The sequence below is a fragment of the Bradyrhizobium guangdongense genome (assembly GCF_004114975.1).
Classification (GTDB): Bacteria; Pseudomonadota; Alphaproteobacteria; order Rhizobiales; family Xanthobacteraceae; genus Bradyrhizobium; species Bradyrhizobium guangdongense.
On record NZ_CP030051.1, the window covers coordinates 105455 to 128539 of the forward strand.

The window sequence follows — 23085 nt, forward strand, 5'->3', positions numbered from 1 at the left end:
CAGCGGAAGCGGGCCGGCAGAGGCCCGCGCGTTCGATACGTGGAAATCTTGTGTCCGGAGCCTGGATCGCGTCGGCCCCAAACAGGGACCTGACGTATCGACCTCAAAGAGCGGGAGCGGGCGCTTCCTCCAATGACGGCTGCGGCTTAACCCCGCGACCGGCCCGCTCGGACGGCCTCGATAATGTCGATGGCGGCCCGGACGCCGCCTTCTATATCCAGTTGGGAGTTATCTAGCAAGTAAGCATCCGGGGCCGGTTTTAAAGGCGCGATCGGCCGGTTCTTGTCGCGCTCGTCGCGCTGGATGATGTCGGCGAGTACGGCCGCCTCGTCCGCCTCCTCGCCCCTCGCCCTGGCCTCCATGGTGCGGCGGCGGGCACGAACCTTGGGGTCGGCGACGACGAAGATCTTCACGTCGGCATGCGGGCAGATCACGGTTCCAATGTCCCGGCCATCGAGCACGGCGCCGGGCGGATCGGCGGCGAATTGCCGCTGGAAATTGAGCAGGACCTCGCGAACCCTGGGGATCGCCGAGACGATTGAAGCGCCCTCGCCGGCCGCCTGGGTCTTCAGGGCGGGATTGCCGAACTTTTCGGGATCAAGCTCCAATGCCGCCGCCACCGCCGCGGCCTCGTCCCGGAGATCGGCGCCCGACTGCATCAGGGCGTAGGCAACCGCACGATAGATCACGCCGGTATCGAGATGACGATAACCATAGTGATGCGCGAGGCGCTTGCCGAGGGTGCCCTTGCCCGAGGCCGCGGGTCCGTCGATGGCGATGATCATGAAAACTCGGCCCCCAGCGAACGCATCATCGGAATGAAATCGGGGAAACTGGTGGCGATGAAGGCGGTGTCGTCGACCATCACCGGCTGATCGGACGCGCAGCCCATTACCAGCGCGGACATCGCGATGCGGTGATCCATGTGAGTGGCGACCGTGCCGCCACCAGGGACGTGGCCGCGGCCCTCGACGATCAGATCGTCGCCGGAGACGGTGACCTTCACACCGTTGACGCGGAGCATCGCGGCCGTGGCCTCCAGCCGGTCGGATTCCTTGACCCGCAACTCCTGCAGGCCACGCATGATTGTCGTGCCTTCGGCGAAGGACGCCGCAACCGCCAGCACCAGATATTCGTCGATCATCGAGGGCGCGCGCTCCGGCGGCACCTCGACGCCGCGCAGCTTTGAGGCGCGCACGCGCAAGCGCGCCATAGGCTCGCCGGCGTCGCTGCGGACTTCGCTTTCCTCGATCAAAGCCCCCATTTCACGCAGCGTGGTGAAAAGACCGGTGCGCAGCGGATTGGTCATCACGTCAGAAAGAACTACATCGGAGCCTTCGACGATCAGCGCTGCGACGATAGGAAAGGCCGCGGAAGACGGATCGGCGGGCACGATGACGGTGGCGCCATGCAGCTCAGGCTGACCCACAAGCGAGATGCGGCGGCCGTGAGCCCCCTCGGCGATCGAGGTGATATCGGCGCCAAAATGCTTCAGCATCAGCTCGGTGTGGTCGCGGCTGGCCTCGCTCTCGATGACGGTGGTGGTGCCGGGCGCGGCCAGGCCCGCCAGCAGCACCGCCGATTTGATTTGGGCCGAGGCGACCGGGGTCTTGTAGGTGATCGGCAGCGGGTCACGCGCGCCCTGGAGGGTCAGCGGCAGGCGGCCGCCTTCGCCGCCGGAGATCACCTTCGCCCCCATTTTCTCGAGCGGATCGAGGATCCGACGCATCGGGCGGCTGCGCAGCGAGGCGTCGCCGTCGAACACCGCCGAGATCGGGCAGCCGGCGACGGCGCCCATGACCAGCCGGCAGCCGGTGCCGGAATTGCCGAAATCCAGCGCTGCCCTGGGCTGGGCGAAGCCGCCGACGCCGACGCCCTGGACTTTCCAGGCGAAAGCGCCGGTGCGCTCGACCTTGGCGCCGAGGGCCTGCATGGATTTGGCTGTGTTGAGGACGTCCTCGCCCTCGAGCAGGCCCGTAATGCGGGTTTCGCCGACCGCCAGCGCGCCCAAAATGAGAGCCCGGTGCGAGATCGACTTGTCCCCGGGCACCCGTACTTTTCCGGTCAGGGGACCGCTCGCACGCGACGTCAGCGGTGTCGGCTTGTCGGAATGGGTCAAGATTGTGTCCTTGGATGCGCCCTTTAGGGGCTGCGGGCAGGTACCACACGGTCTCCCCGCCGTCACGAGCATGTCTTTCTCTCGTAATGCGCTATTGACAGCGGGCCGCCAACTAGCCAAGTGAAGCACCGCTTTTCAGACATTCCCAGGATTCCTCTGCCGTGGCCAAGTCCGAACTCGGAACCAAACGTATTTGCCCGACCACGGGCAAGAAGTTCTATGACCTCAACAAGAATCCGGTGATCTCGCCTTATACCGGCGAAGTCGTGCCGATCGCGCCCATCGCGCCGGCCCGTGCGACCCGCGGCAGCGCCGAATCCCGCAACATGGCTCAGGATACCGCGCCGGAGCCGGCGGAGTCGGAAGAGTTGGTCTCGCTCGAGGAGGCCGACGCCGAGGAGAACACCGGCAAGGTCAAGGCTGTCGTCCCCGAATCCGAGGACGATATCGAGGTCGACGAGACCCTCGACGACGACGATGACGACGATTCGACCTTCATTGCCGACGAGGAAGAGGGCGATGAGGACGTAACCGACATCATTGGTGATGTCGGAGGTGATGAAGAGACTTGAGATCAGTCCTGATCTGTGAAAAAGGGTGCACCGCGCGAGTCGGAAGACTCGCGGGTCGGGAGTGATCCCCCAGGATCATCTCCACGGTTAAGGGGCCATAGCTCAGCTGGGAGAGCGCTTGCATGGCATGCAAGAGGTCGGCGGTTCGATCCCGCCTGGCTCCACCACGCTTCGCCCTTCGGGCTACGCGTGGCGCAGCCACGAGGGGCCTAAAGGGCGAAGCGTGGTGTCCGGCGAAGCCCGGCAGGGCGAAGACGGACGAATGACGAGACTCACCTAACGACTGCCCAGGCGCGAGCCGTCAATGTGGTACGTCTACATCCTCCGCAGCATTGAATTTCCCGATCAGGAATACAGCGGCGCCACGGAAGATCTGAAGCGACGGGTGCCTGAACACAACGCCGGCAGGTCCGCTCACACCACCAAGTTCAAGCCCTGGAAGCTCGTCTAGTACTGCGCTTTCCCCGAGAAGATGAAGGCCTTGGCGTTCGAGAAATATCTCAAGTCGCACTCGGGCAGAGCCTTTTCGAAAAAGCGGCTCTGCTAACCCCTACTCCCCAATCACCGCATTCAGCCGATCCCGCAGCGCGACGATCTCGTCCTTCATCGCGACAAGCTCCGCGACCGTGCAGTTCGAGGCCGCCAGGATCGACTGCGGGACGCTGCGCGCCTTTTCCTTGAGTGCGTGACCTTGCACGGTCAGCGCGATCAGGACCTGGCGCTCGTCCTCGCTGGAGCGCGTGCGCTTGACCAGATGCGCGGCTTCGAGCCGCTTCAACAGCGGCGTCAGCGTCCCCGAGTCCAAAAACAGCTTCTCGCCGATCTCCTTCACCGGCACGTCGTCGCGCTCCCACAGCACCAGCATGACCAGGTATTGCGGATAGGTCAGGCCGAGCCTGTCCAGCAGCGGCTTGTAGACGCGGTTGAAGGCATGCGCGGCCGAATAGACGGCGAAACAGATCTGGTTGTCGAGCCGCTGCGGATCGAGGATCGTTGATTTCCGGGCCATCTGACATCTCATGGGATTTGTCTCATTCTGGGGCCGGCCGGCCGGACATTCAATTGCGAACAATTAAATGTGAGACCTGCAAAATTCAATTGCGCACAATCTAATTGCCTGCCATATACGCGACACCCCACCCCGAAAGACCCCTGAGGAGACGAAAATGTCCGTGAACGTCCTCTACAAGACCAGCGCGAAGGCCACCGGCGGCCGCGACGGCCATGCTGCGACCCTGGATGGCGCGCTCGACGTCAAGCTCACCACGCCGAAGGAGCTCGGCGGTGGCGGCGGCGCCGGCAACAATCCCGAGCAGCTGTTCGCGGCCGGCTATGCCGCCTGCTTCATCGGCGCGATGAAATTCGTGGCCTCGCAGGGCGGCCCGAAGGTCCCGGCCGATACCTCCGTGACCTCGACCGTCGGCATCGGCCCGCGCTCGGAAGGCGGCTTCGGCCTCGACATCGATCTCGCCGTCTCGCTGCCGGGTCTTGCCCGCGCGGACGCCGAGGCGCTGGTCGCGAAGGCGCACCAGGTGTGCCCGTACTCCAACGCGACGCGCGGCAATGTCGACGTCCGCCTGACGGTCGTCTGATCCGACGGCGGATCGGCTGGCCCGAGATCCCCCTCGGGTCGGCCGCCTCCGCGAGATTTCCCACATCGCGGGATTGCGCGGCGGCGCGCATGCGGCCCTACGCGGCAGCCCATTGCTGGCATAAAAAAACCTCGCTAGGCCTGTGGTCGAATATCGACAAGGGAAGCGAAGGCATGACTGAAGCCGCCAGTTCTGGAGCAGCATTGGGCGCAATGAGCGGACTGCGCGTCATCGACCTCACGCGCGTGCTCGGCGGTCCCTACTGCACCCAGATCCTCGCCGACCATGGCGCCGACGTGATCAAGGTCGAGCCGCCCGCGGGCGACGAGGTGCGCGAATGGGGCCCTCCCTTCCACGAGGAAGACGCGGCCTATTTCATCGGTATCAACCGAAACAAGCGCTCGATCGGCCTCGATCTCGCTTCCGAAGGCGGTCGCGTCGTACTGCTCAAGATGCTGGAGACCGCCGACGTCCTGATCGAGAATTTCAAGCCGGGCACGCTGGAGAAATGGGGCATCGGCAACGATGTGCTGCGCGAAAAATTCCCGCGCCTCGTGCATTGCCGGATCTGCGGCTTCGGCGCCGACGGCCCGCGCGGCGGCAATCCCGGCTATGATGCCATCATCCAGGCCATGACCGGCATGATCGCGGCAACCGGCTCGGTCGAGAGCGGACCGATGCGGATCGGCGTGCCGCTGGTCGACATCACCACGGGGCTTTATGCGGCGATCGGCATCCTGATGGCGCTGTCGGAGCGGCAGCGCTCGGGCAAGGGCCAGTTCCTGGAGACGACGCTTTACGAGACCGGCCTTGCCATCATGCATCCGCACACCGCGAATTATTTCATGCATGGCAAGCCGCCCTCGCTCACCGGCAACGAGCACCCGAACCTTGTGCCTTACGCGATCTTCCCGACCAAGACCGACAACATCTTCATCGGCGTCGGCAATGACGGCACCTTCCGTAAGCTCTGCAAGGAAATCGGCAAGCCCGAGCTCGGCACTGACCCGCGCTTCGCCCGCAACAAGGACCGCATCGCCAATCGCGAGGCGCTGCGCGCCGAACTTGCGGCCGTGTTCAGCCAGCATGAGGCCGAGCCGCTGTGCAATCGCCTGCTCGCCGCCGGCCTACCGGCAGGGCCCGTGCAGAAGATCGACCAGGCGCTGACCAATGCGCACACGATCGCGCGCGGCGATATCATCGAGAAGGACTGGTACAAGGGCGTCGCCTCGCCGATCCGGCTCGATCGCAGCAAGCCGAGCCTGCGCCGTCTGCCGCCGAAGTTCAGCCAGCACTCCCAGGAGGTGCTGGGCGAGTTCGGCTACTCAAAGGCGGACATCGACGCGATGATCGCGCAAGGTGTAGTCTGCGGCCCCGAGCGCAAGCGCTAGGGCCTTACCTCCTCATCAAACATGCCGCAGTGCGGCGGGGGCACGCATGTGCACCGCCAACGGATGCGGCTGCGCGCGGGCGCGTTCGCCTATTTGATGGCTTCCCTTTTCCAGCGCTTGCCGCTTTCGTTTCGGCCGCTTACACAGTCATGTGAACGTCATATGGCGCTGCTAGCGCAAGCGCTTCTTTTTGACGGCCAAAGGACGGCCAAGGGAGGTTTACTTGATGGCTCTTCGACATTTTGGAGCGGCTGCCGCTGTTGCACTCACGCTGGGTCTGGGCGCTTCGCCTGCGCTGGCCGTCACTGAAATCCAGTGGTGGCACGCGATGACCGGCGCGAACAACGACGTCATCGTCAAGCTCGCCAACGACTTCAACGCATCGCAGAGCGACTACAAGGTCGTCCCGACCTACAAGGGCAGCTATCCCGACACCATGAACGCCGGCATCGCGGCGTTCCGCGCCGGCAATGCCCCGCACATCATGCAGGTGTTCGAGGTCGGCACCGCGACCATGATGGCCGCGACCGGCGCCGTGAAGCCCGTTTACAAGCTGATGCAGGAAGCCGGCGAGAAGTTCGATCCCAAGGCCTATCTGCCTGCGATCACCGGCTACTATTCGACCTCGAAGGGCGAGATGCTGTCCTTCCCCTTCAACTCCTCGTCGACCGTCATGTGGGTCAATCTCGACGCATTGAAGAAGGCCAATATCGCAGCGGTCCCGAAGACCTGGCCGGAAGTTTTCGAGGACGCCAAGAAGCTGAAGGCTGCTGGCTATGCGACCTGCGGCTTCTCCGGCTCGTGGGTCACCTGGGTCAATCTCGAGCAGCTCTCGGCCTGGCACAACGTGCCGCTTGCGACCAAGGCCAACGGCCTCGACGGCTTCGACACCAAGCTCGAGTTCAACGGCCCGCTCCAGGTCAAGCACCTCGAGAACCTCGTCGAGCTGCAGAAGGACAAGACCTACGATTACGCCGGCCGCACCAACACCGGCGAAGGCCGCTTCACGTCAGGCGAATGCCCGATCTACCTGACCTCGTCGTCCTTCTTCGGCAACGTCAAGGCGCAGGCCAAGTTCGCCTTCACCGCCGCGCCGATGCCGTACTATCCTGACGTCAAGGGCGCGCCGCAGAACTCGATCATCGGCGGCGCCTCGCTCTGGATCATGGGCGGCAAGTCGGCCGAGGAATACAAGGGCGTCGCGAAATTCTTGACGTTCCTCTCGGACACCGACCGCCAGGTCTGGATCCACAAGGAATCGGGCTATCTGCCGATCACCAAGGCGGCCTACGAGAAGGCCAAGGCCGAGGGCTTCTACAAGGATCAGCCCTATCTCGAGACCCCGCTGCTCGAGCTGACCAACAAGGAGCCGACCGAGAACTCCCGCGGTCTGCGCCTCGGCAACATGGTCCAGCTGCGTGATGTCTGGTCGGAAGAGATCGAGCAGGCGCTGGCCGGCAAGAAGACGGCGAAGCAGGCGCTGGACTCCGCCGTCGAGCGCGGCAACACGATGCTACGTCAGTTCGAAAAAACCGCGACGAAGTGAGGCGATGAGCGGCAGGCCGGTAGTCCGGCCTGCCGCTCACCCGGCACCATGCAGAAGCAGGCCATTTTCAAATCAAAGCTATTGCCTTACGCGCTGGTTGCTCCGCAACTCGCGGTCGTCCTGATTTTCTTCTACTGGCCGGCCCTGCAGGCGGTTATTCAGTCCTTCCTGCTCCAGGACGCCTTCGGCCTGTCGACGAGCTTCGTCTGGTTCGACAATTACATCGAGCTGTTCCAGGACCCGGCTTACTTCGAGTCGATCATCCGGACCTTTTTCTTCTCCTTCGCGATCGCGGTGTCGTCACTGTCCTTCGCGCTGCTGCTCGCGGTGATGGCGGACAAGCCGCTGCGTGGCGTGATGCTTTACCGCACGCTCCTGATCTGGCCGTACGCGGTGGCGCCGCCCGTCGTCGGTGTGCTCTGGATCTTCATGCTGCATCCCTCTCTCGGTGTACTCGCGCGTTACCTGCGCGCCGCCGGCATCGACTGGAATCCGCTGCTCGACAGCAACCAGGCCGCGACGCTGATCATCGTTGCCGCAGCGTGGAAGCAGATCTCGTATAATTTCCTGTTCTTCCTCGCAGGCCTGCAAGCCATTCCGAAAAGCGTGTTCGAGGCCGCCGCGATCGACGGCGCGCGCCCGATGCGGCGGTTCTGGACCGTGACCTTCCCGCTGCTGTCGCCGACCATCTTCTTCCTCCTGGTCGTCAACATCGTCTACGCCTTCTTCGACACCTTCGGCATCATCGACACCATGACCCGTGGCGGTCCGGGAACGTCGACGGTGACGCTGGTCTACAAGGTCTATTCCGACGGCCTGCTCGGCGGCAATCTCGGCAGCTCGGCGGCGCAATCGGTGATCCTGATGATCCTCGTCATCGTGCTCACGGGAATTCAGTTCCGCTTCGTCGAACGCAAGGTGACCTACTGATGGTCGAGCAAGAGGGCATCCGGCGCTACCTCGCCCACATCATCCTCTGGATCGGGATCGCGATCGTCGCCTTCCCCGTCTACATCGCCATCGTCGCCTCGACTCAGGACAACGCGCTGATCGCCAATGGCCAGATGTCGCTGCTGCCCGGCGGCCACTTCTTCGAAGTCTACTACCAGACCATCTTCGTCGGCACGAGCGGCTCGACCCGCGAGCCCGTGGCCAACATGATGCTCAACTCGCTGATCATGGCGCTGCTGATTGCAGTCGGCAAGATCGCGATCTCCATCATCTCGGCCTATGCGATCGTCTATTTCCGCTTTCCGCTGCGGATGCCGATCTTCTGGCTCATCTTCATCACCTTGATGCTGCCGGTCGAGGTGCGCATCTATCCGACCTACAAGATCGTCGCCGATCTGCACATGCTCGACAGCTATGCGGGGCTGGCGCTGCCGCTGATCGCATCGGCCACGGCGACGCTGCTGTTCCGCCAGTTCTTCATGACGGTGCCGGACGAATTGCTCGAAGCCTCGCGCATCGACGGCGCCGGCCCCTTGCGCTTCTTCTGGGATACGCTGTTGCCGCTGTCCCGCACCAACATGGCGGCGCTGTTCGTCATCCTCTTCATCCTCGGCTGGAATCAATATCTCTGGCCGCTGCTCATCACCACCCGCGACGACATGCAGACCATCCAGGTCGGCATCCGCAAGATGATCACGACAACCGACGCACTGACCGAATGGCCGATCGTGATGGCGACCGCCGTGCTGGCCATGCTGCCGCCGGTGTTCGTCGTCGTCGCCATGCAGAAACTGTTCGTGCGCGGCCTGGTCGAGACGGAAAAGTAAGAAGCGAGTTTCTATGGCCAACGTCACCCTGCGCAACGTCCGCAAGACCTACACCGGCGGCTTCGAGGCCATCAAAGGCGTCAACGTCGATGTCGCAGACGGGCAGTTCTGCGTGCTGGTCGGACCAAGCGGTTGCGGCAAGTCCACGCTGCTGCGCATGGTCGCAGGCCTCGAGACCGTGACCGGCGGCGAGATCGACATCGGCGGCCGCGTCGTCAACGAGATCGAGCCCGCCGATCGCGACATCGCGATGGTGTTTCAGAATTACGCGCTCTACCCGCATATGAGCGTCTTCAACAACATGGCTTACGGCCTGCGCAACCGCGGCATGGCGGAAGCCGAGATCAAGAGCCGCGTCGAGGAAGCCGCGCGCGTGCTCGAGCTCTCCGCCATGCTGGAGCGCAAGCCGCGCCAGCTCTCCGGCGGCCAGCGCCAGCGCGTCGCCATGGGCCGCGCCATCGTGCGCCAGCCGAAGGTGTTTCTGTTCGACGAGCCGCTCTCCAACCTCGATGCCAAGCTGCGCATCGCGATGCGCGTCGAGATCCGCAAATTGCAGCGCCGGCTCAACACCACATCGATCTACGTCACCCACGACCAGTTGGAGGCGATGACGCTCGCCGACATCCTCGTCGTGATGAATGGCGGCGAAGTCGAGCAGGTCGGCAACCCCCTTGCGATCTACGAGAAGCCGGCGACGACCTTCGTCGCCTCCTTCATCGGCGCGCCGCCGATGAACCTGATGTCGACGCGCACGGACGAGATCAAATCGCAGCTCGGCGGCAGCGCGGGCGAGGCCGGCATCCTCGGCATCCGCCCGGAGAATTTCGTCATCACCGACCAGACGCCATCAGGCGGCGTCGCGTTGTCCCTGACCGTGGAAGCGATCGAGCGCGTCGGCGCCGAGACTTTCGTCTACGGCTCCCGCGAACAGGAAGACCAGCGCGTCGCGGCCACCCCGGGCGAGCTGCCGCCCGGCGAGGTCATCGTCCGCATTCCCGGAACCGAGGCCCCTGCCATCGGCCAGAAGATCCGTGTCGCCGCTATCCACTCCAAGCTACATCTGTTCAGCGGCGACGGCCGGACGCGAATCGAGGCCTGAATTCTTCCTGAGGGCGGCCGAACGGCAAAGGCCGCGAAAACAACCCCATGCACAGTAGACGGGGTTCTGTTTTCGTTGAGGTAATTCGCGCGCAGAGCTTCATGACCGGGCAAGGCCGGAAGCAGTGAATCCACAGCCTTCCGCTACGTCCTTGAACCCGCACAGGGATATGCCCATATTGCTGATCAAGGGGTGCCTAGATCGGGCCCCGAAACACCAAAGTCGCTTTCCGCGAGGACTTTGTAAACTATGTCTCGTGTTCCCACGCTCTCCAGTCCGTTCCTTCTGGGCTTCGACGAAATCGAGCGCGTGCTCGACCGCGTCGTCAAAGGCGCCGACGGCTACCCTCCCTACAATATCGAGAGGTGTGATCGATCGGACGGCCAGCCCGAGCGCTTGCGCATCACGCTGGCGGTCGCCGGCTTCACCCGCGACCAACTCGATGTAACCATTGAGGAAAACCAGCTCGTGATCCGCGGGCGGCAGCAGGACGACAAATCCCGGCAATACATCCATCGCGGCATCGCCGCGCGCCACTTCCAGCGCACGTTCGTGCTGGCCGAGGGGATGCTGGTGCTGGGTGCGGATCTGAAGAACGGGTTGTTGTCGATCGACCTCGCCCGGCCCGAACCGGAGAGGATCGTTAAGACAATCGCTATCAATGAGCACGAATAATGGAACGAGTAGCGGACTCGACCGCTTAGTTCGTTAGAGGAGTCGAGACCATGAGTGAAGGTCACGTTGCGTTCGAATACGAAGCCAAGAACGTCTCGCCCGAGACGCTGGCAACCCTGGGCGAAGGCCATATCGCCTATGTGAAGCAGATCCGTTCCGAGGACGTACCGGACCTGTTCCCCGAGGCGCCGAAGATTGCGCCCGGCCTCAAGCTGTTCGCACTCCACGCCGCCGACGGCACGCCGATCATGTTGACCGACAGCCGCGAAGCCGCGATCGCCAACGCCTGGAGCAACGAGCTGCAAGCCGTCAGCGTGCACTGAGCGCGCGCTCTCCGGACGAAGTGAGTTTCAAACGGGCATGCCTTCAGACGAAGGCATGCCCGTTTTTCGTCTTGAGAGATGATGTTTCGGCATTGCTGTCGCGAGCGCTGCAAACCACCCAGAATCCTCCATGAATCCGGTCACCTCCTGGGACCGGCGCAGCTCTGAACACTTGCATCCGCCAGCGCCTCGAATACGGCCGGCGTGCGTTGCAGGCGGGCGATCGTTCGCGCGCCTTCGAGGGCGGCGACCAACGCGGCTGCGGTCGAGGATGCGCGCGCGGGCGCGAAACCGCATCCTCGAAAATGCTCCACGATAACCTCGGTTGAATCAATAAATCCGCGCGCGACCCGCTTGGTCAGATCAGCGTCGAGTGCAGGAAGCTCGTTCGCCAGATTCTGCATGAGACATCCATACTGGAAATCGGAGGCGATCATTTCGGCCGCGAACGTACTGAAAATCTCACGAACAAACTTCAGGGCATCGCCCGTCGTATTCGCCGAGATGTTTCGCAAGACCGCGATTCGGCTCGCCACGTAATGATCGATTGCTTCCTCCGCGAGCTGCGCCTTGCCGCGCGGAAAGTGAAAGTAGAACGATCCCTTCGGCGCGCCGCTTTCCTCGATGATCTGGGTCAATCCAGTCGCCGTGTAGCCCTGGATGCGAAACAGTCGTTCGGCGGTGGCAATCGCGCGAGCGCGGGCATCAGTCTTGCGTGGCATGCCGTGAGCGTAACACCTCTCGCTTGACGTTACTATGGTGATCGATATAGTATGGCGATCACCATAGTAACCAGCGTCTCTTTGTCATGCGCCATCCAGTCAGTCCCAAGCCAGCGGCGTCCCGACGAGCCGTCCTGACGATGGGCGCGGCCGGCCTGGTCGCGACTTTACTTCGACCGGCCCGCGCGAACCCCATGGGAGAAACAGGTTTGGCCACCTCAACATATGGCGCGGGAACGCTTCCCAAGGGTGTCCGCTCGCGCATGATCCATGAGATCAACGGCCTCGATGTCCATGTTCTCGAGGCCGGTTACGAAAGTCCCGGCCGGCCACTTGCGCTGCTGCTGCATGGCTTTCCGGACTTGGCTTACGGCTGGCGGCACCTCATCCCGATCCTGGCGGACGCCGGGTACCATGTCGTGGCGCCCGACCAGCGGGGATTTGGCCGTACCACCGGCTGGGTGAATAGCTATGACGCCGCTCTCGGACCCTTCAGCCTCCTGAACATGACGCGTGACGCGATCGGGCTGGTTTCGGCGTTGGGGTATCGGCGCACGGCAATGCTCGTCGGGCACGACTTCGGCTCGCCCGTCGCGGCCTATTGTTCGCTGGCGCGACCTGACGTCTTTCCCTCGGTGGTGCTGATGAGCGCACCGTTCCCCGGTCCGCCGGCGTTTCCGTTCAACACCGCGAACAGCGAAGCATCGCAGGTGCAACCGAGCAGTGAGAATCAAAAGTTGGCGGCCGCGCTGGCGGCGCTCGATCCGCCGAGAGCGTATTACCAACAATATTTGAGCACACGGGGCGCGAACGATGACATGTGGCACCCCCCACAAGGCTTACATGCGTTTCTTCGCGCGTTTTTCTACGTCAAGAGCGCCGACTGGCCGGGAAACAAGCCGCATCCGCTGAAGTCGCGAAGCGCTGTCGAACTTGCACAAATGCCGACCTATTACGTCATGGATCTCGGCAAGACGATGCCCGATGCCGTCGCTCCATTCCACCCGTCCGACGCCGAGGTCCAGGCCTGCAAATGGCTCACCGAGCCGGAGCTTGGCGTGTACACGGAGGAATATGACCGCACCGGCTTTCAAGGCGCCCTGCAGGCATATCGGGTCTATTCCGATCCTGACCTGAACGCCGAGTTGCGCATGTTTTCGGGCAAAACGATCGATGTCCCCTCGCTTTTCATCGGCGGGATGAGCGATTGGGGCACCTACGCGGCGCCGGGCGCGCTCGAACTGATGACGACGAAGGCGACAACGAGGATGGCGGGCATCGAGCTGATCGACGGCGCCGGTCATTGGATCCAGCAGGAGCAGCCGCTTCGTCTCAGCATGCTCCTGCTCGCCTTCATCAAGGGGGCGGGTGGACCGGCCAATCATGTTGACCGACAGCCGTGAAGCCGCTGTCGTCAAGGCCCGGTGCAGCGAGTTGCAAGCGGTGAGCGTGCACTGAAGCGCGCTCCGCGTGAAGAGAGATTTGGCAGGCCTTCGCAGAAGGCGTGCCCGTTTTCTTTTTGAGCGGTGGATCGCCTGCTCTCTCTGCGTCATTGCGAGCGCAGCGAAGCAATCCAGAATCTTTCCGCGGAAGGAGTCTGGATTGCTTCGTCGCACCAGCGCAAAATTGTTTCGCAATTTTGTCGCGGGCTCCTCGCAATGACGGTGTGGAGAGATGCGTGCTCGACCACCTGCGCCTCGCGCGAGCCGCCCAGGCGAGCCCTATCAGGTCAGCCGCACACGGATATCAGGCTTCAGCACCTTACCCACCTTGGAGCGCGGCAGATCGTCCCACACTTCGATCTGCTCCCAGTCATTGCGTGCGTAGCGAAGCGATCCAGACCGCCTCTGCCGAAAGATTCTGGATTGCTTCGCTGCGCTCGCAATGACGGCGTATGAGGCGGCAGCGCCTCTCTCGCGCATCATTTCAGAAATCCGAGCCCTTCGCGCGCCGTGTCCATGGCCTCTTTGTCGGTCGGCGGCAGCGCGAGTACGCTGTTGAAATCCGCGCGCGCACGCTTGGAGTCGGACATCATCATGTAGAGCAGGCCGCGATTGGCCAGAGTATCCTGGTTGTTCGGATCGATTCGAAGCGCCTCGTTGTAGTCGGCGAGCGCGCGATCGTGCTCTCCCAATTCGCGATAGGCAGCGGCCCGGCGTTTGTACGGCGTCGCATTTGTCGGCTGCAGCCTGACCGCTTCGTCGCAATCGGCAACGGCGCGTTTATCGTCACCCATCTTGTGCCACGCGAGAGCGCGGGCGAGGTAGGCACTGACGAAGGTCGGAGCCATCCTTGTGACCTCGTCAAACTCCCGGATGGCAGCATCGGCCTCGTCCTTTTTCAGGAAGACGACGGCCCGGCAGTAATGGCCGCCGGCCTTGTCGGGCTCCAGACGCACCGAACTGTTGCAGTCGTCGAGAGCTGCGTCGAGCTCGCCTTTGCGGGCATGGATGTTGCTCCGCAGCTCGTAAGGCGCCCCGGCGGTCGGATTGCGCTGCATGGCTTCGGTGTAATCAGCGACCGCACGATCGGCATCGCCCTTCGCTTCGTACGCTTCGCCCCTCCTGAGGAGAGCAGAATAAGCTTGCTTGGGATTGCGCGCGATGGCCTCGGTGAATCCGGCGATCGCGAGATCGAAATCGCCCTTGTTGAAATATTCGAGCGCACGCGATGTGTAAGACGGTCCGTAGCCGGGATCGAGGCGAATGGCCTCGTTGTAGTCGGCCATGGCGCGATCCCGATCGCCTTTGGCGGAATAAGCGCGTCCGCGGCAATTGTAGGCGCGCCCGAAATTCGGATCGATCCGGATCGCGGCGTTGCAATCCTCGAGTGCACGATTCCAGTCCCGCTTGAGATGGTAGGCTTCGCCGCGCAGCTCATAGGCCGTCGCGTTGGTCGGATCGGTCGCGATGATCTCGGTCTTCTCGGCGATGACGCGGTCGTTCGACGCATCGTCAGCGTGGGCCACGACCGTTGCGGCCATGGTGACGGAGCACACGAGACCGAAAATCCGGCCGATCGAACCGCAAATCATGTCTCAAAATCCCTGCGCCGCATCGATCGAAGGACGCGGCGATTCAATTCGTCACGCGCGGGCGCGAATATTCACGCGCCCGGCTGCAAATACGTCGCAGGCGGCGTGGCTCGGGTTCGAACGGGAAAGAGGGCCTTACGCCGCGGTTGCCGGCGGCAGGGCCAGCACCGAATAGATCGCCTGGGCATCGCGCGAGGCGCGGAGCTTTTTGGCGATGTCCTGGTCGCGGAGCAGGCGGGCGATGCGGGCGAGCGCCTTGAGATGATCGGCGCCGGCGCCTTCGGGGGCGAGCAGCAGGAAGACGAGGTCGACCGGCTGGCCGTCCATCGCCTCGAAGTCGATCGGGCGATCGAGCCGGGCGAACAGGCCGAAGATCTTTTCGAGCTTGGGCAGCTTGCCGTGCGGAATGGCGACGCCGTAGCCGACGGCGGTGGTGCCGAGCTTCTCGCGCTGGAGCAGCACCTCGAACACGGAGCGCTCGTTCTGGCCGGTCAGCTCGGCGGCCTTGGCCGCGAGTTCCTGGAGCGCCTGCTTCTTGCTGTTGACCTTCAATGCCGGGAGAATCGCCTCGGGCGCGACCAGATCGGTAATCGGCATGGAAGTCTTCCGAGGTGAATGAAGCCGTCAGGTTCCGAATTGGCCAACTTGATAGACCAAGCTGGGCCGGCGTCAATAACATGAAGCAGGAGGCGCACTTAGCCCCGTTCCTGATGTGGGGCGCTTCTACTCCAACGCAATCCCGGTGCCAACTGCCGCGTGCGGCTTTGCCCCGGTCATTGTTAAGGACTGTGGTTGTTACGGGGGCCGGTTTCGATCCTAATCGCCCGCTTTGCCGTCCGGTTTGGCACCGGGCGGGTCGATCCAGCCGACATTGCCGTCGGCCCGGCGGTAGATGATGTTCACCCGGCCCGAGGAGCCATGCTGGAATACCAGGCAGGGTGCCCCGCTGAGGTCGAGTTCCATGACGGCTTCGCTGACCGACATCTGTTTCAGCGACGTGGTGGCCTCGGCGATGATCACGGGGCTATAGCCGGTGACCTCGTCCTCGTCGTCCGCCTCGCCAGGGGCTTCCAGCACGTAACTGGTGGCGTCGAGGGCAGCCAGGGCGGCGGAGGCGACGTGGGCCTTGCGGGCCGAGCGGTCCTTCAGCCGGCTCTTGTAGCGCTTCAGCCGCTTCTCGATCATGATCAGCGCCTGGTCGGCGCTGGCATAGGCGTCCGGCGCGTTCGAATCGGCCTCGAGCGTGATTCCCGAATCCAGATGCAGCGCGCAGTCGGTGCGGAAGCCGAAGCCGTCCTTGGACAGGGTGATGTGGCCGGAATAATTGCCGTCGAAATATTTGCGCAGGACCTCTTCAGTCCGGTCGGTCACGCGGCCACGCAGGGCCTCGCCGACGCTGACGCTCTTGCCCGAAATCCGAAGAGTCATGTGATGCCTCGCTTGGTTTGCGCCCGGCAACGATGACGCGTCGTCGTAGCCGGGGTTCTTCCTGCGCATGATCTTTCGGAAAACCGCTTTGCACTTTTCCGGATCATGCGCGTGCTTGGATCGGTCGCGATGGGAGGGTGAGAGTAGCGCGATTCCGCGCCAGTGCAATCAGGCCGGCTCGGGATTGCGGGAGCGATCGGATAATGCGGTGGAGAGGACGTTACCAAGAGCGCTCTGCTTGTCGCGACGGCGTTGCACCGAGGACGGAATGCGCATGGCTTCGCGGTACTTCGCGACCGTGCGGCGGGCAATATCAATGCCCGAAGCGCGCAACCGTTCCACGATCGTGTCGTCGGACAGGATCGCTGACGGCTCCTCCGAATCGATCAGCTGCTTGATGTGGTGACGCACGGCTTCGGCCGAATGCGCCTCGCCGCCGTCGGCCGACGCGATCGAGGCCGTGAAGAAATATTTCAGCTCGAACGTGCCGCGATTGGTCGCCATGTATTTGTTGGCGGTGACGCGCGACACCGTGGATTCGTGCATCTGGATGGCGTCGGCGACGGCCTTCAGATTCAGCGGCCGCAAATGCGCGACACCGTGGGTGAAGAAGCCGTCCTGCTGGCGCACGATCTCGGTTGCGACCTTCAGGATGGTGCGGGCGCGCTGGTCCAGCGCGCGCACCAGCCAGGTCGCGTTCTGCAGCGCATCGGTGAAATAGGATTTGTCGCCGTCCTTGCCGATCTTCTTCGACAGCTCGGAATAGTAGGTCTGGTTCACCAGGACGCGCGGCAAGGTGTCGCTGTTGAGCTCGACATGCCAGCCGCCGTCCGGACCCGGCCGGACATAGACGTCGGGCACCATGGTCTGCAGTCGCGCCGAGCCGAACTTCATGCCGGGCTTGGGATTGAGACGCCTGATCTCGCCGATCATGTCGGCGATGTCCTCGTCGTCGACGCCGCAGAGCTTGCGCAAGCTCGCGATGTCGCGCTTGGCGAGGAGATCGAGATGCTCCACCAGCGCCTGCATTGCGGGATCGTAGCGGTCGAGTTCGCGGAGCTGGATCGCGAGGCACTCGCTCAAACTGCGCGCGCACACGCCCGGCGGATCGAATTTTTGCAGCACGGCAAGAACGTCCTCGACATCCTTTTGCGATGCGCCAAGCCGCTCGGCGGCCTGCCCGAGATCGGGCGGCAGGTAGCCGGCCTCGTCGACGAGATCGATCAGATACTGGCCGATCATGCGCTGCGCGGCGCCGGTGAATGCAACCGACAGCTGCTCGGCCAGATGGTCGGACAATGTTGTCTCGGCCGCGACAAAAGCTTCGAGATTGTAGTCTTCGTCACCGGAGGCACCGCCGCCCCATTCGGTGTAGGTGGTCGGCGCGGCGTCCTGGGCGTTGCGCGCGGCCGTCTCCGCCGGCTCCTCGGAAAAGACGTTGTCCAGGCCCGTGTCCAGGGTCTGCTCGATCTCGGCCCGGGTGCCGAGATCCTTGCTCATCCATTCTTCCCGGCCGGGCTCGAAGGCCTCGCCGCTGCCGCCAAAGCCGTCCGCGTCGCCCGAACCGCCGGAATCCTCGCCATCATGGTCGCTGAACTGGGCGGTCTCGGCCGAGGCCTCGCCGGGGGCCTCGTCATTGGCCCGCTCCAGCAGGGGGTTACGCTCGAGTTCCTCCTCCACGAAGGTGGTGAGATCGAGATTGGACAACTGCAGCAGCTTGATCGCCTGCATCAGCTGCGGCGTCATGACCAGCGACTGCGATTGCCGGAACTCTAATCTCTGCGAAAGCGCCATCTAACAAGAACCGTTCTCGAAAATTGGTCCGATTCTTGCTTATCTTAGTCTGAACCCGATGTACACGCCTTGACGAAACGCAAAAACGGGCTAGAGGCGGAATTCCTCGCCAAGGTAAAGACGGCGAACATCGGGATCTGCGACGATCTCGTCCGGGCTCCCCTCCGTCAGTATCTCACCGGCATAGACGATGTAGGCGCGGTCGGTGAGGCCGAGCGTCTCGCGCACATTGTGGTCGGTGATGAGCACGCCGATGCCGCGGTTGGTGAGATGGCGGACGAGATCCTGAATGTCGCCGACCGCGATCGGATCGATGCCGGCAAAGGGCTCGTCGAGCAGCATGTAGTTCGGACGCGTCGCCAGCGCGCGCGCGATCTCGACGCGGCGGCGCTCGCCGCCCGACAGCGCGATCGACGGGGATTTCCTCAAGCGCGTGATGTTGAACTCGTCGAGCAGGGAGTCGAGCTGCTGCTCGCGCTTCTTGCGCGAGGGCTCGACCACTTCGAGCACGGCGCGGATGTTCTGCTCGACGGTGAGGCCGCGGAAGATCGAGGCTTCCTGCGGCAGGTAGCCGATGCCGAGCCGCGCGCGCTGATACATCGGAAGTTTCGTGACGTCGTGGCCGTCGAGCTCGATCGCGCCGCGATCGGCCTTGATCAGGCCTGTGATCATGTAGAACACGGTGGTCTTGCCGGCGCCGTTCGGGCCGAGCAGGCCGACCGCCTCGCCGCGGCGGACATAGATGCTGACGCCGCGCACGACCTGCCGGCTGCCGAAACTCTTTTCCACGCTATGCACAGCCAGGAAGCCCGGCCGGCGCAACAGCTGCGGGCCGCCCGAACCATTGGTCTTGGCGCTGGATCTGGCCCTGGGGGGCTGCGCCGGCTTGGGCGGCTGCGCCGGGGCCGGCCGCGATCGCGGCGGAGCCTCGAGGCCATAGGGATCGGAGGCCTGCATGGGCTCACGGGCGATCGGCGGCGCGTCGCGCACCGGGCTCGGCACCAGGCCACCGACGCTGTCACCGAGGGCGGTGATGTCCTGACGGGCAAATCCTGGCCGGCCGCGCTTGGCGGGGCGCCGACGGAACATGCTGAAGAGATCGACCATCCCCGCCTTCTAGCCTTCTGCTGACCCTGCGCAGTACTCGCGCGGTCTGCGGCGCCGGCCTCTCGATTCGCCGACGCAGCATGAATGAAGGGATGTCTCATGCCCAGTGAAACACGCCCGAAAAGCGGCGGACCCGCTTCGAAAGCCCTGCGCGCTAGATACAGTCTCGCCACGCAAGCTTCAACCTCGGATCGGCCGCATCAGAGCCAAGCTGTTGAATTCACTTTTGTTTAGTTCCACCCGGCAATTGCAGGGGCGAGCCTGCGCCCGGAGCGACCGGCGTTCCGCATTTGCCGTTGCCGCCGCCCTGAGACTGGATGAACAGGCCCTGGACCTTGCCGCTGTCGGATTCCACCCGGGAGACGCCGGTGGTCATGTCGACCATGAGGCGGTCACCGCGCAGCACGTTCTGGCACTGGGTCAGCACCACCTGGCCCCCGGGGCCACCGACCACGGTGATGAGGTTGGTCTTGGTATCGAACACGGCGGTCTCGCCTGTGACCACCTGGTCCTTCTGGGTGACGACGACACTGCCGCGCGCCTCCAGCCGCTTGATCGAGGAGGCGCCGCCCGGCCCCGGCGTCGCCGATTGCATCGGCGGTGCCGCCTTCGCGCCCTTGGCAGGAGCTGCCTGCGGCGCGGCCTGCTTGTCGCTGCTGGATTCGTAGAACACCACCAGCGTCTTCGAGGTCATGGTGGTGTCGCCCTGCACGACCTTCACATTGCCGGAGAAGGTCGCCTCCTTCTTCTTGTCGCGCATCTCGAGGGAAGCCGCCTCGATCTGGATCGGCTGATCGCGGTTCTGCGAAAAGCCCTGCATCGCATTGGGCACACCCTGCATGGCGCCTTGCGCGCGCACCGCATCCGTTGCGCCCAGCGCGAGGCCAGCGACAAGCGCAGCCGTACGAAGGATCGCGCACCATTCATTGCGCGGGAAAAGACTGACCATGAAAATCACTTTGAGTTCGCAGATTTGTTCCTGGACTTCGGCGGTGGCGGCGCGGGCTGCTCGACGGGAGCCGGCGCCAGCTCATCCGTGCTGATCCTGTCCAGATGCATCACCACATTGCCTTCGAAACGAATGACGTCACCGCCTTCCGTGATGCGCAGCCGGTCGGCGGTGAGCGTGCCGTTGGTCAGCTTGACGTCGACCCGCTCGTCCGAGGAGACCGTGCCCTTGTTCATGTCGACGAAAGCCGAGTTCAGCCGTGCCTCGTAGCCGGTCGAGGTGCGCAGGAAGATGTCCTTGTGCAGATCGAGCTGCTGCTGCTTGTTGTCGAAGCGGCCGGTGCGGGCATCGAGGAATATGGTCGACTTGTCTTCCATCAGCACCTTCGCCTTGAGGTCGTTGAGATCGACATGGTCGGGATCGGTGATGTCCTGCGTCGCGGTCTTGGCCCAGAGCTCGTAGGGCCGCTGGTCCGGCGTGAAGCCGGACAGGTGCGGCGTTTCCATCGTGATCTTGGTGCCTGTGACCACGAGATTTCCGGAGTCGAGCTTGATGGGGATCTTGAAAGGATTGAGGAAGGTCGAGACCGCGACGATCGCCGCCAGGGACGCGGCCACTGTCGCCGGCACCGCGATGCGCAGAATCCGCACCAGGCGGCTGTGGCGCGCCGCGCTGGCAAACTTCGCCGCAAGCTCGGCGTCGTAAGTGGGATTGTGGGCCGAATTCACCTGATCTCCAGGGTGCCGCTCGCCTTGTCCTGATAAAGGCCGCGCCATTGTACCCGGCAACGTCCGAATATGCAGCCTCGGATGTCAGCCTTGGACATGTCAGCCCCGGACAGGCCGCAGGAAAGTGTCCGAAACGGGGCGATCGTCTCTCCCTTGCCCGCTTGCGGGGAGAGGTTAAAACACCTCAGGAATGCGCGAAAATGTCCTCTTCCGCCCACCCCTGGAGGTCGAGCAGGGCACGGGTCGGCAGGAAGTCGAAACAGGACTTCGCGAGCTGGGTGCGGCCCTCCCGGACCAGCATGGCGTCCAGCCGCTCGCGTAAGGCATGCAGGTGCAGCACGTCGGAGGCGGCATAGGCGAGCTGCGGCTCGGTCAGGCTGTCGGAACCCCAATCGCTGGACTGCTGCTGCTTGGACAGATCGACATTGAGCACCTCGCGCACGAGATCCTTGAGGCCGTGGCGATCGGTGTAGGTGCGGGTCAGGCGCGAGGCGATCTTGGTGCAGTAGATCGGCCCGGTCATCACGCCGAAAGTCTGGTACAGCACGGCGACGTCGAACCGGGCGAAATGGAAGATCTTCGTATTGGCGGGATTGGCGAGCAGGGCCTTCAGGTTCGGCGCATCGGTGTGCCCCTTCGGGATCTGCACCACGTCGGCGCTGCCGTCGCCCGGCGAGAGCTGGACCACGCAGAGCCGGTCGCGATGCGGGTTCAGCCCCATGGTCTCGGTGTCGATCGCCACCGCGCCGGTGTAGCGGGAGAGATCAGGCAGGTCGCCGCGATGCAGGCGTACGGTCATGGCGTTTCAAACCTTCAATCGAATCGATCGGTCGGCAGCATAGGCTTGGCAGATGGCCCGCGATTTAGCCACTGCAGGCGGGCCATGCAAGCCGCGGATGGTTCAGATCGCCGCCAGCATGATGCAGACCATCGCCGCCACGGTTAGGCGGCTGGCGCCGTCCCGGAAGGCATACAGAATCGGATCGTCGGGCATCTCGCGGCGATGCGCGATCATCAGGGCGCGGCCGAACCAGTAGAGCAGCAAAGGCGCGAGCAGCCACAGCATCCAGGGCCGGCTGTAGAGCGGCGTCACCGCGGAGGAGGAGACGTAGAGCGTAAATACCGTCACCGCGTTCATGGCGCTCGCGGCCGCCATCGCGGCGATGATGTTGAGGTCGGTGATGCGATAGTCGCGGTTGGAGGGATCGGCGAGGCCCTCGCCCTGGCGCATGCTGAGCTCGCTGAAACGCTTGATCAGCGCCAGCGAAGTGAACACGAACAACGAGAACACCATCAGCCATTCCGACAGCACGACGCCGGCCGCGACCGCGCCGGCGACGATGCGCAAGGAATAGAGCCCGGCGAGCGTGACGACGTCGACCAGCATCTTGCGCTTGAGCACGAGCGAATAGGCGATGGTGGTGGCGAGATAGGCGGCGAGCACGCCGAGGAAGCTGGCCGAGATGCAGAGGCTGGCGACGAGCGCAAAGCCCCACAGCACGGGGATCGCCGAGAGCGCCGAGGAGATCTTGAGATCGCCGGCCGCGAGCGCGCGATGACGCTTGGTCGGATGCTGGCGATCGGCGGCGAGATCGAGCAGGTCGTTCATCAGATAGGCGCCGGACGCACAGGCCGAGAACGCCAGGAACGCCAGCAGCGTCGTGCCGAGCGTGGCAAGATTGATCTGATGCGCGGTGATGACGGGCACGAACAGCAGCGTGTTCTTGGCGTATTGATAGACCCGCAGCGCTTTCGCCCAGGTCTTCAAACTTGCGCGGCCGCGGCTGACATGATCGATGCGATCGACGGCAGTACGGTCGAACGGCAGATGATCGCCGGCGGCGAGATCGGAGGGCGTGACGACGCCGTCGAAGCCGAGATGCGCGGCGATGCCGGCCGCATGAGAGGCAAAGCGGTCCGCGACCAGATAGATCTTCGCGCCGCGCGCCCGCGCCGCCAGCGCCTGGTTCAACACGCCGGCATCGTAGGGCAGGTGGGCATAGTCGAGCTCGGCGCGCGCCAGGATCTCGGTGAGTGCCGCCATCCCGGCGCGGCCGCCCGCGCCGAAGCGGGCGAGCATGCGGGCAGGGCTTGAGAACAGCGCTTCCATCAGCAGCTCGGAGCGCAGCAGCGCGCCTTCGAGATCGATCACGAGCGTGCGAGCCTGCGCCGGCGCAGCCTGCGGCGCGGGCTCGCTGCGATCGTACTGCCTGACGGGCTGCTCCATC

Annotated in this window: 24 protein-coding genes, 1 tRNA gene and 2 pseudogenes; 13 read left to right on the forward strand and 14 right to left on the reverse strand. The window is 63.8% G+C overall.

Annotated elements, in window-relative coordinates; all coding sequences use genetic code 11:
* Positions 1-146: 146 nt before the first annotated feature.
* Both cmk and aroA read right to left on the reverse strand, forming a co-directional pair.
* Positions 147-785 (reverse strand): (d)CMP kinase, encoded by a 639-nt coding sequence (gene cmk, locus X265_RS00440; RefSeq protein WP_128963131.1) that lies wholly within the window; start codon positions 783-785, stop codon positions 147-149.
* A complete protein-coding gene (gene aroA / locus X265_RS00445) occupies positions 782-2119 on the reverse strand; it encodes a 3-phosphoshikimate 1-carboxyvinyltransferase (RefSeq protein ID WP_164938352.1) in 1338 nt (445 codons plus the stop codon). The genes cmk and aroA overlap by 4 nt, the downstream gene beginning before the upstream one ends.
* 161 nt (positions 2120-2280) lie before the next feature.
* Here aroA and X265_RS00450 point away from each other — a divergent pair, with 161 nt between their 5' ends.
* The 3 genes and pseudogenes from X265_RS00450 to X265_RS00460 all read left to right on the forward strand — a co-directional run bounded on the left by X265_RS00450 (position 2281) and on the right by X265_RS00460 (position 3238).
* Positions 2281-2691: a TIGR02300 family protein gene (locus X265_RS00450; RefSeq protein ID WP_128963133.1), complete on the forward strand. Its 411-nt coding sequence runs from the start codon at positions 2281-2283 to the stop codon at positions 2689-2691.
* Positions 2692-2782: 91 nt separating this feature from the next.
* A tRNA-Ala gene (locus X265_RS00455) sits at positions 2783-2858 on the forward strand.
* Between the two features lie 137 nt (positions 2859-2995).
* A pseudogene (locus tag X265_RS00460) lies at positions 2996-3238 on the forward strand (GIY-YIG nuclease family protein).
* A gap of 3 nt (positions 3239-3241) precedes the next feature.
* Here X265_RS00460 and X265_RS00465 read toward each other — a convergent pair.
* Complete coding sequence (locus tag X265_RS00465) at positions 3242-3700, reverse strand: MarR family winged helix-turn-helix transcriptional regulator (protein WP_128963134.1); 459 nt, start codon at positions 3698-3700, stop codon at positions 3242-3244.
* A gap of 157 nt (positions 3701-3857) precedes the next feature.
* On the opposite strand from X265_RS00465, the gene X265_RS00470 reads away from it, so the two are divergent.
* From X265_RS00470 to X265_RS00505, 8 genes are all read left to right on the forward strand, one after another.
* Positions 3858-4283, forward strand: a complete 426-nt coding sequence (locus tag X265_RS00470; protein WP_128963135.1) for an organic hydroperoxide resistance protein — start codon at positions 3858-3860, stop codon at positions 4281-4283.
* Positions 4284-4456: 173 nt separating this feature from the next.
* Positions 4457-5674, forward strand: coding sequence for a CaiB/BaiF CoA transferase family protein (locus tag X265_RS00475; protein ID WP_128963136.1), 1218 nt, complete (start codon positions 4457-4459; stop codon positions 5672-5674).
* Between the two features lie 226 nt (positions 5675-5900).
* Entirely contained in the window at positions 5901-7220 is a 1320-nt protein-coding gene (gene ugpB, locus X265_RS00480) for a sn-glycerol-3-phosphate ABC transporter substrate-binding protein UgpB (RefSeq protein ID WP_128963137.1), read from the forward strand.
* A 48-nt stretch (positions 7221-7268) separates the two neighbouring features.
* A complete protein-coding gene (gene ugpA / locus X265_RS00485) occupies positions 7269-8150 on the forward strand; it encodes a sn-glycerol-3-phosphate ABC transporter permease UgpA (protein ID WP_128963138.1) in 882 nt (293 codons plus the stop codon).
* Positions 8150-8998 carry a sn-glycerol-3-phosphate ABC transporter permease UgpE gene (gene ugpE / locus X265_RS00490; protein ID WP_128963139.1) on the forward strand — a complete coding sequence of 283 codons (849 nt, stop codon included), beginning with the start codon at positions 8150-8152 and terminating at the stop codon, positions 8996-8998. The genes ugpA and ugpE overlap by 1 nt, the downstream gene beginning before the upstream one ends.
* A 13-nt stretch (positions 8999-9011) precedes the next feature.
* A complete protein-coding gene (locus X265_RS00495) occupies positions 9012-10097 on the forward strand; it encodes a sn-glycerol-3-phosphate import ATP-binding protein UgpC (protein WP_128963140.1) in 1086 nt (361 codons plus the stop codon).
* Positions 10098-10346: 249 nt separating this feature from the next.
* On the forward strand, positions 10347-10772 hold the full coding sequence (locus tag X265_RS00500) for an Hsp20 family protein (protein ID WP_028133593.1): 426 nt from the start codon (positions 10347-10349) through the stop codon (positions 10770-10772).
* A gap of 50 nt (positions 10773-10822) precedes the next feature.
* Positions 10823-11095: a BQ00720 family protein gene (locus X265_RS00505; protein ID WP_035704148.1), complete on the forward strand. Its 273-nt coding sequence runs from the start codon at positions 10823-10825 to the stop codon at positions 11093-11095.
* Positions 11096-11235: 140 nt separating this feature from the next.
* Here the strand turns inward: X265_RS00505 and X265_RS00510 are convergent, their stop codons facing one another.
* Positions 11236-11817: a TetR/AcrR family transcriptional regulator gene (locus X265_RS00510; protein ID WP_128963141.1), complete on the reverse strand. Its 582-nt coding sequence runs from the start codon at positions 11815-11817 to the stop codon at positions 11236-11238.
* A gap of 263 nt (positions 11818-12080) precedes the next feature.
* On the opposite strand from X265_RS00510, the gene X265_RS00515 reads away from it, so the two are divergent.
* Both X265_RS00515 and X265_RS00520 read left to right on the forward strand, forming a co-directional pair.
* The gene (locus X265_RS00515) at positions 12081-13220 is read left to right on the forward strand and encodes an alpha/beta fold hydrolase (protein WP_128963142.1); all 1140 of its coding nucleotides are present in this window, start codon (positions 12081-12083) and stop codon (positions 13218-13220) included.
* Positions 13195-13275 (forward strand): annotated as a pseudogene (locus X265_RS00520) (DUF1150 family protein); the annotation flags it as partial. The gene X265_RS00515 and the pseudogene X265_RS00520, both read left to right, overlap by 26 nt.
* Before the next feature lie 266 nt (positions 13276-13541).
* Here X265_RS00520 and X265_RS40260 read toward each other — a convergent pair.
* From X265_RS40260 to X265_RS00570, 10 genes are all read right to left on the reverse strand, one after another.
* Positions 13542-13742: a hypothetical protein gene (locus tag X265_RS40260; RefSeq protein ID WP_188637430.1), complete on the reverse strand. Its 201-nt coding sequence runs from the start codon at positions 13740-13742 to the stop codon at positions 13542-13544.
* Complete coding sequence (locus X265_RS00530; protein WP_128963144.1) at positions 13739-14851, reverse strand: tetratricopeptide repeat protein; 1113 nt, start codon at positions 14849-14851, stop codon at positions 13739-13741. The genes X265_RS40260 and X265_RS00530 overlap by 4 nt, the downstream gene beginning before the upstream one ends.
* 135 nt (positions 14852-14986) lie before the next feature.
* Complete coding sequence (gene ptsN, locus X265_RS00535) at positions 14987-15448, reverse strand: PTS IIA-like nitrogen regulatory protein PtsN (protein ID WP_008141251.1); 462 nt, start codon at positions 15446-15448, stop codon at positions 14987-14989.
* Between the two features lie 219 nt (positions 15449-15667).
* Positions 15668-16279, reverse strand: coding sequence for a ribosome hibernation-promoting factor, HPF/YfiA family (hpf, locus tag X265_RS00540; protein WP_128963145.1), 612 nt, complete (start codon positions 16277-16279; stop codon positions 15668-15670).
* A gap of 168 nt (positions 16280-16447) precedes the next feature.
* Complete coding sequence (rpoN, locus tag X265_RS00545; protein WP_128963146.1) at positions 16448-18073, reverse strand: RNA polymerase factor sigma-54; 1626 nt, start codon at positions 18071-18073, stop codon at positions 16448-16450.
* A gap of 90 nt (positions 18074-18163) precedes the next feature.
* Positions 18164-19180 (reverse strand): LPS export ABC transporter ATP-binding protein, encoded by a 1017-nt coding sequence (gene lptB / locus X265_RS00550; RefSeq protein WP_128963147.1) that lies wholly within the window; start codon positions 19178-19180, stop codon positions 18164-18166.
* A 220-nt stretch (positions 19181-19400) separates the two neighbouring features.
* Entirely contained in the window at positions 19401-20129 is a 729-nt protein-coding gene (locus X265_RS00555) for an LptA/OstA family protein (RefSeq protein ID WP_164938353.1), read from the reverse strand.
* 5 nt (positions 20130-20134) lie between these two features.
* On the reverse strand, positions 20135-20857 hold the full coding sequence (gene lptC, locus X265_RS00560; protein WP_128963149.1) for an LPS export ABC transporter periplasmic protein LptC: 723 nt from the start codon (positions 20855-20857) through the stop codon (positions 20135-20137).
* 184 nt (positions 20858-21041) lie between these two features.
* Entirely contained in the window at positions 21042-21656 is a 615-nt protein-coding gene (locus X265_RS00565; RefSeq protein ID WP_128963150.1) for a ribonuclease D, read from the reverse strand.
* Between the two features lie 102 nt (positions 21657-21758).
* Entirely contained in the window at positions 21759-23084 is a 1326-nt protein-coding gene (locus X265_RS00570) for a UbiA family prenyltransferase (protein ID WP_128963151.1), read from the reverse strand.
* Position 23085 lies beyond the last annotated feature (1 nt).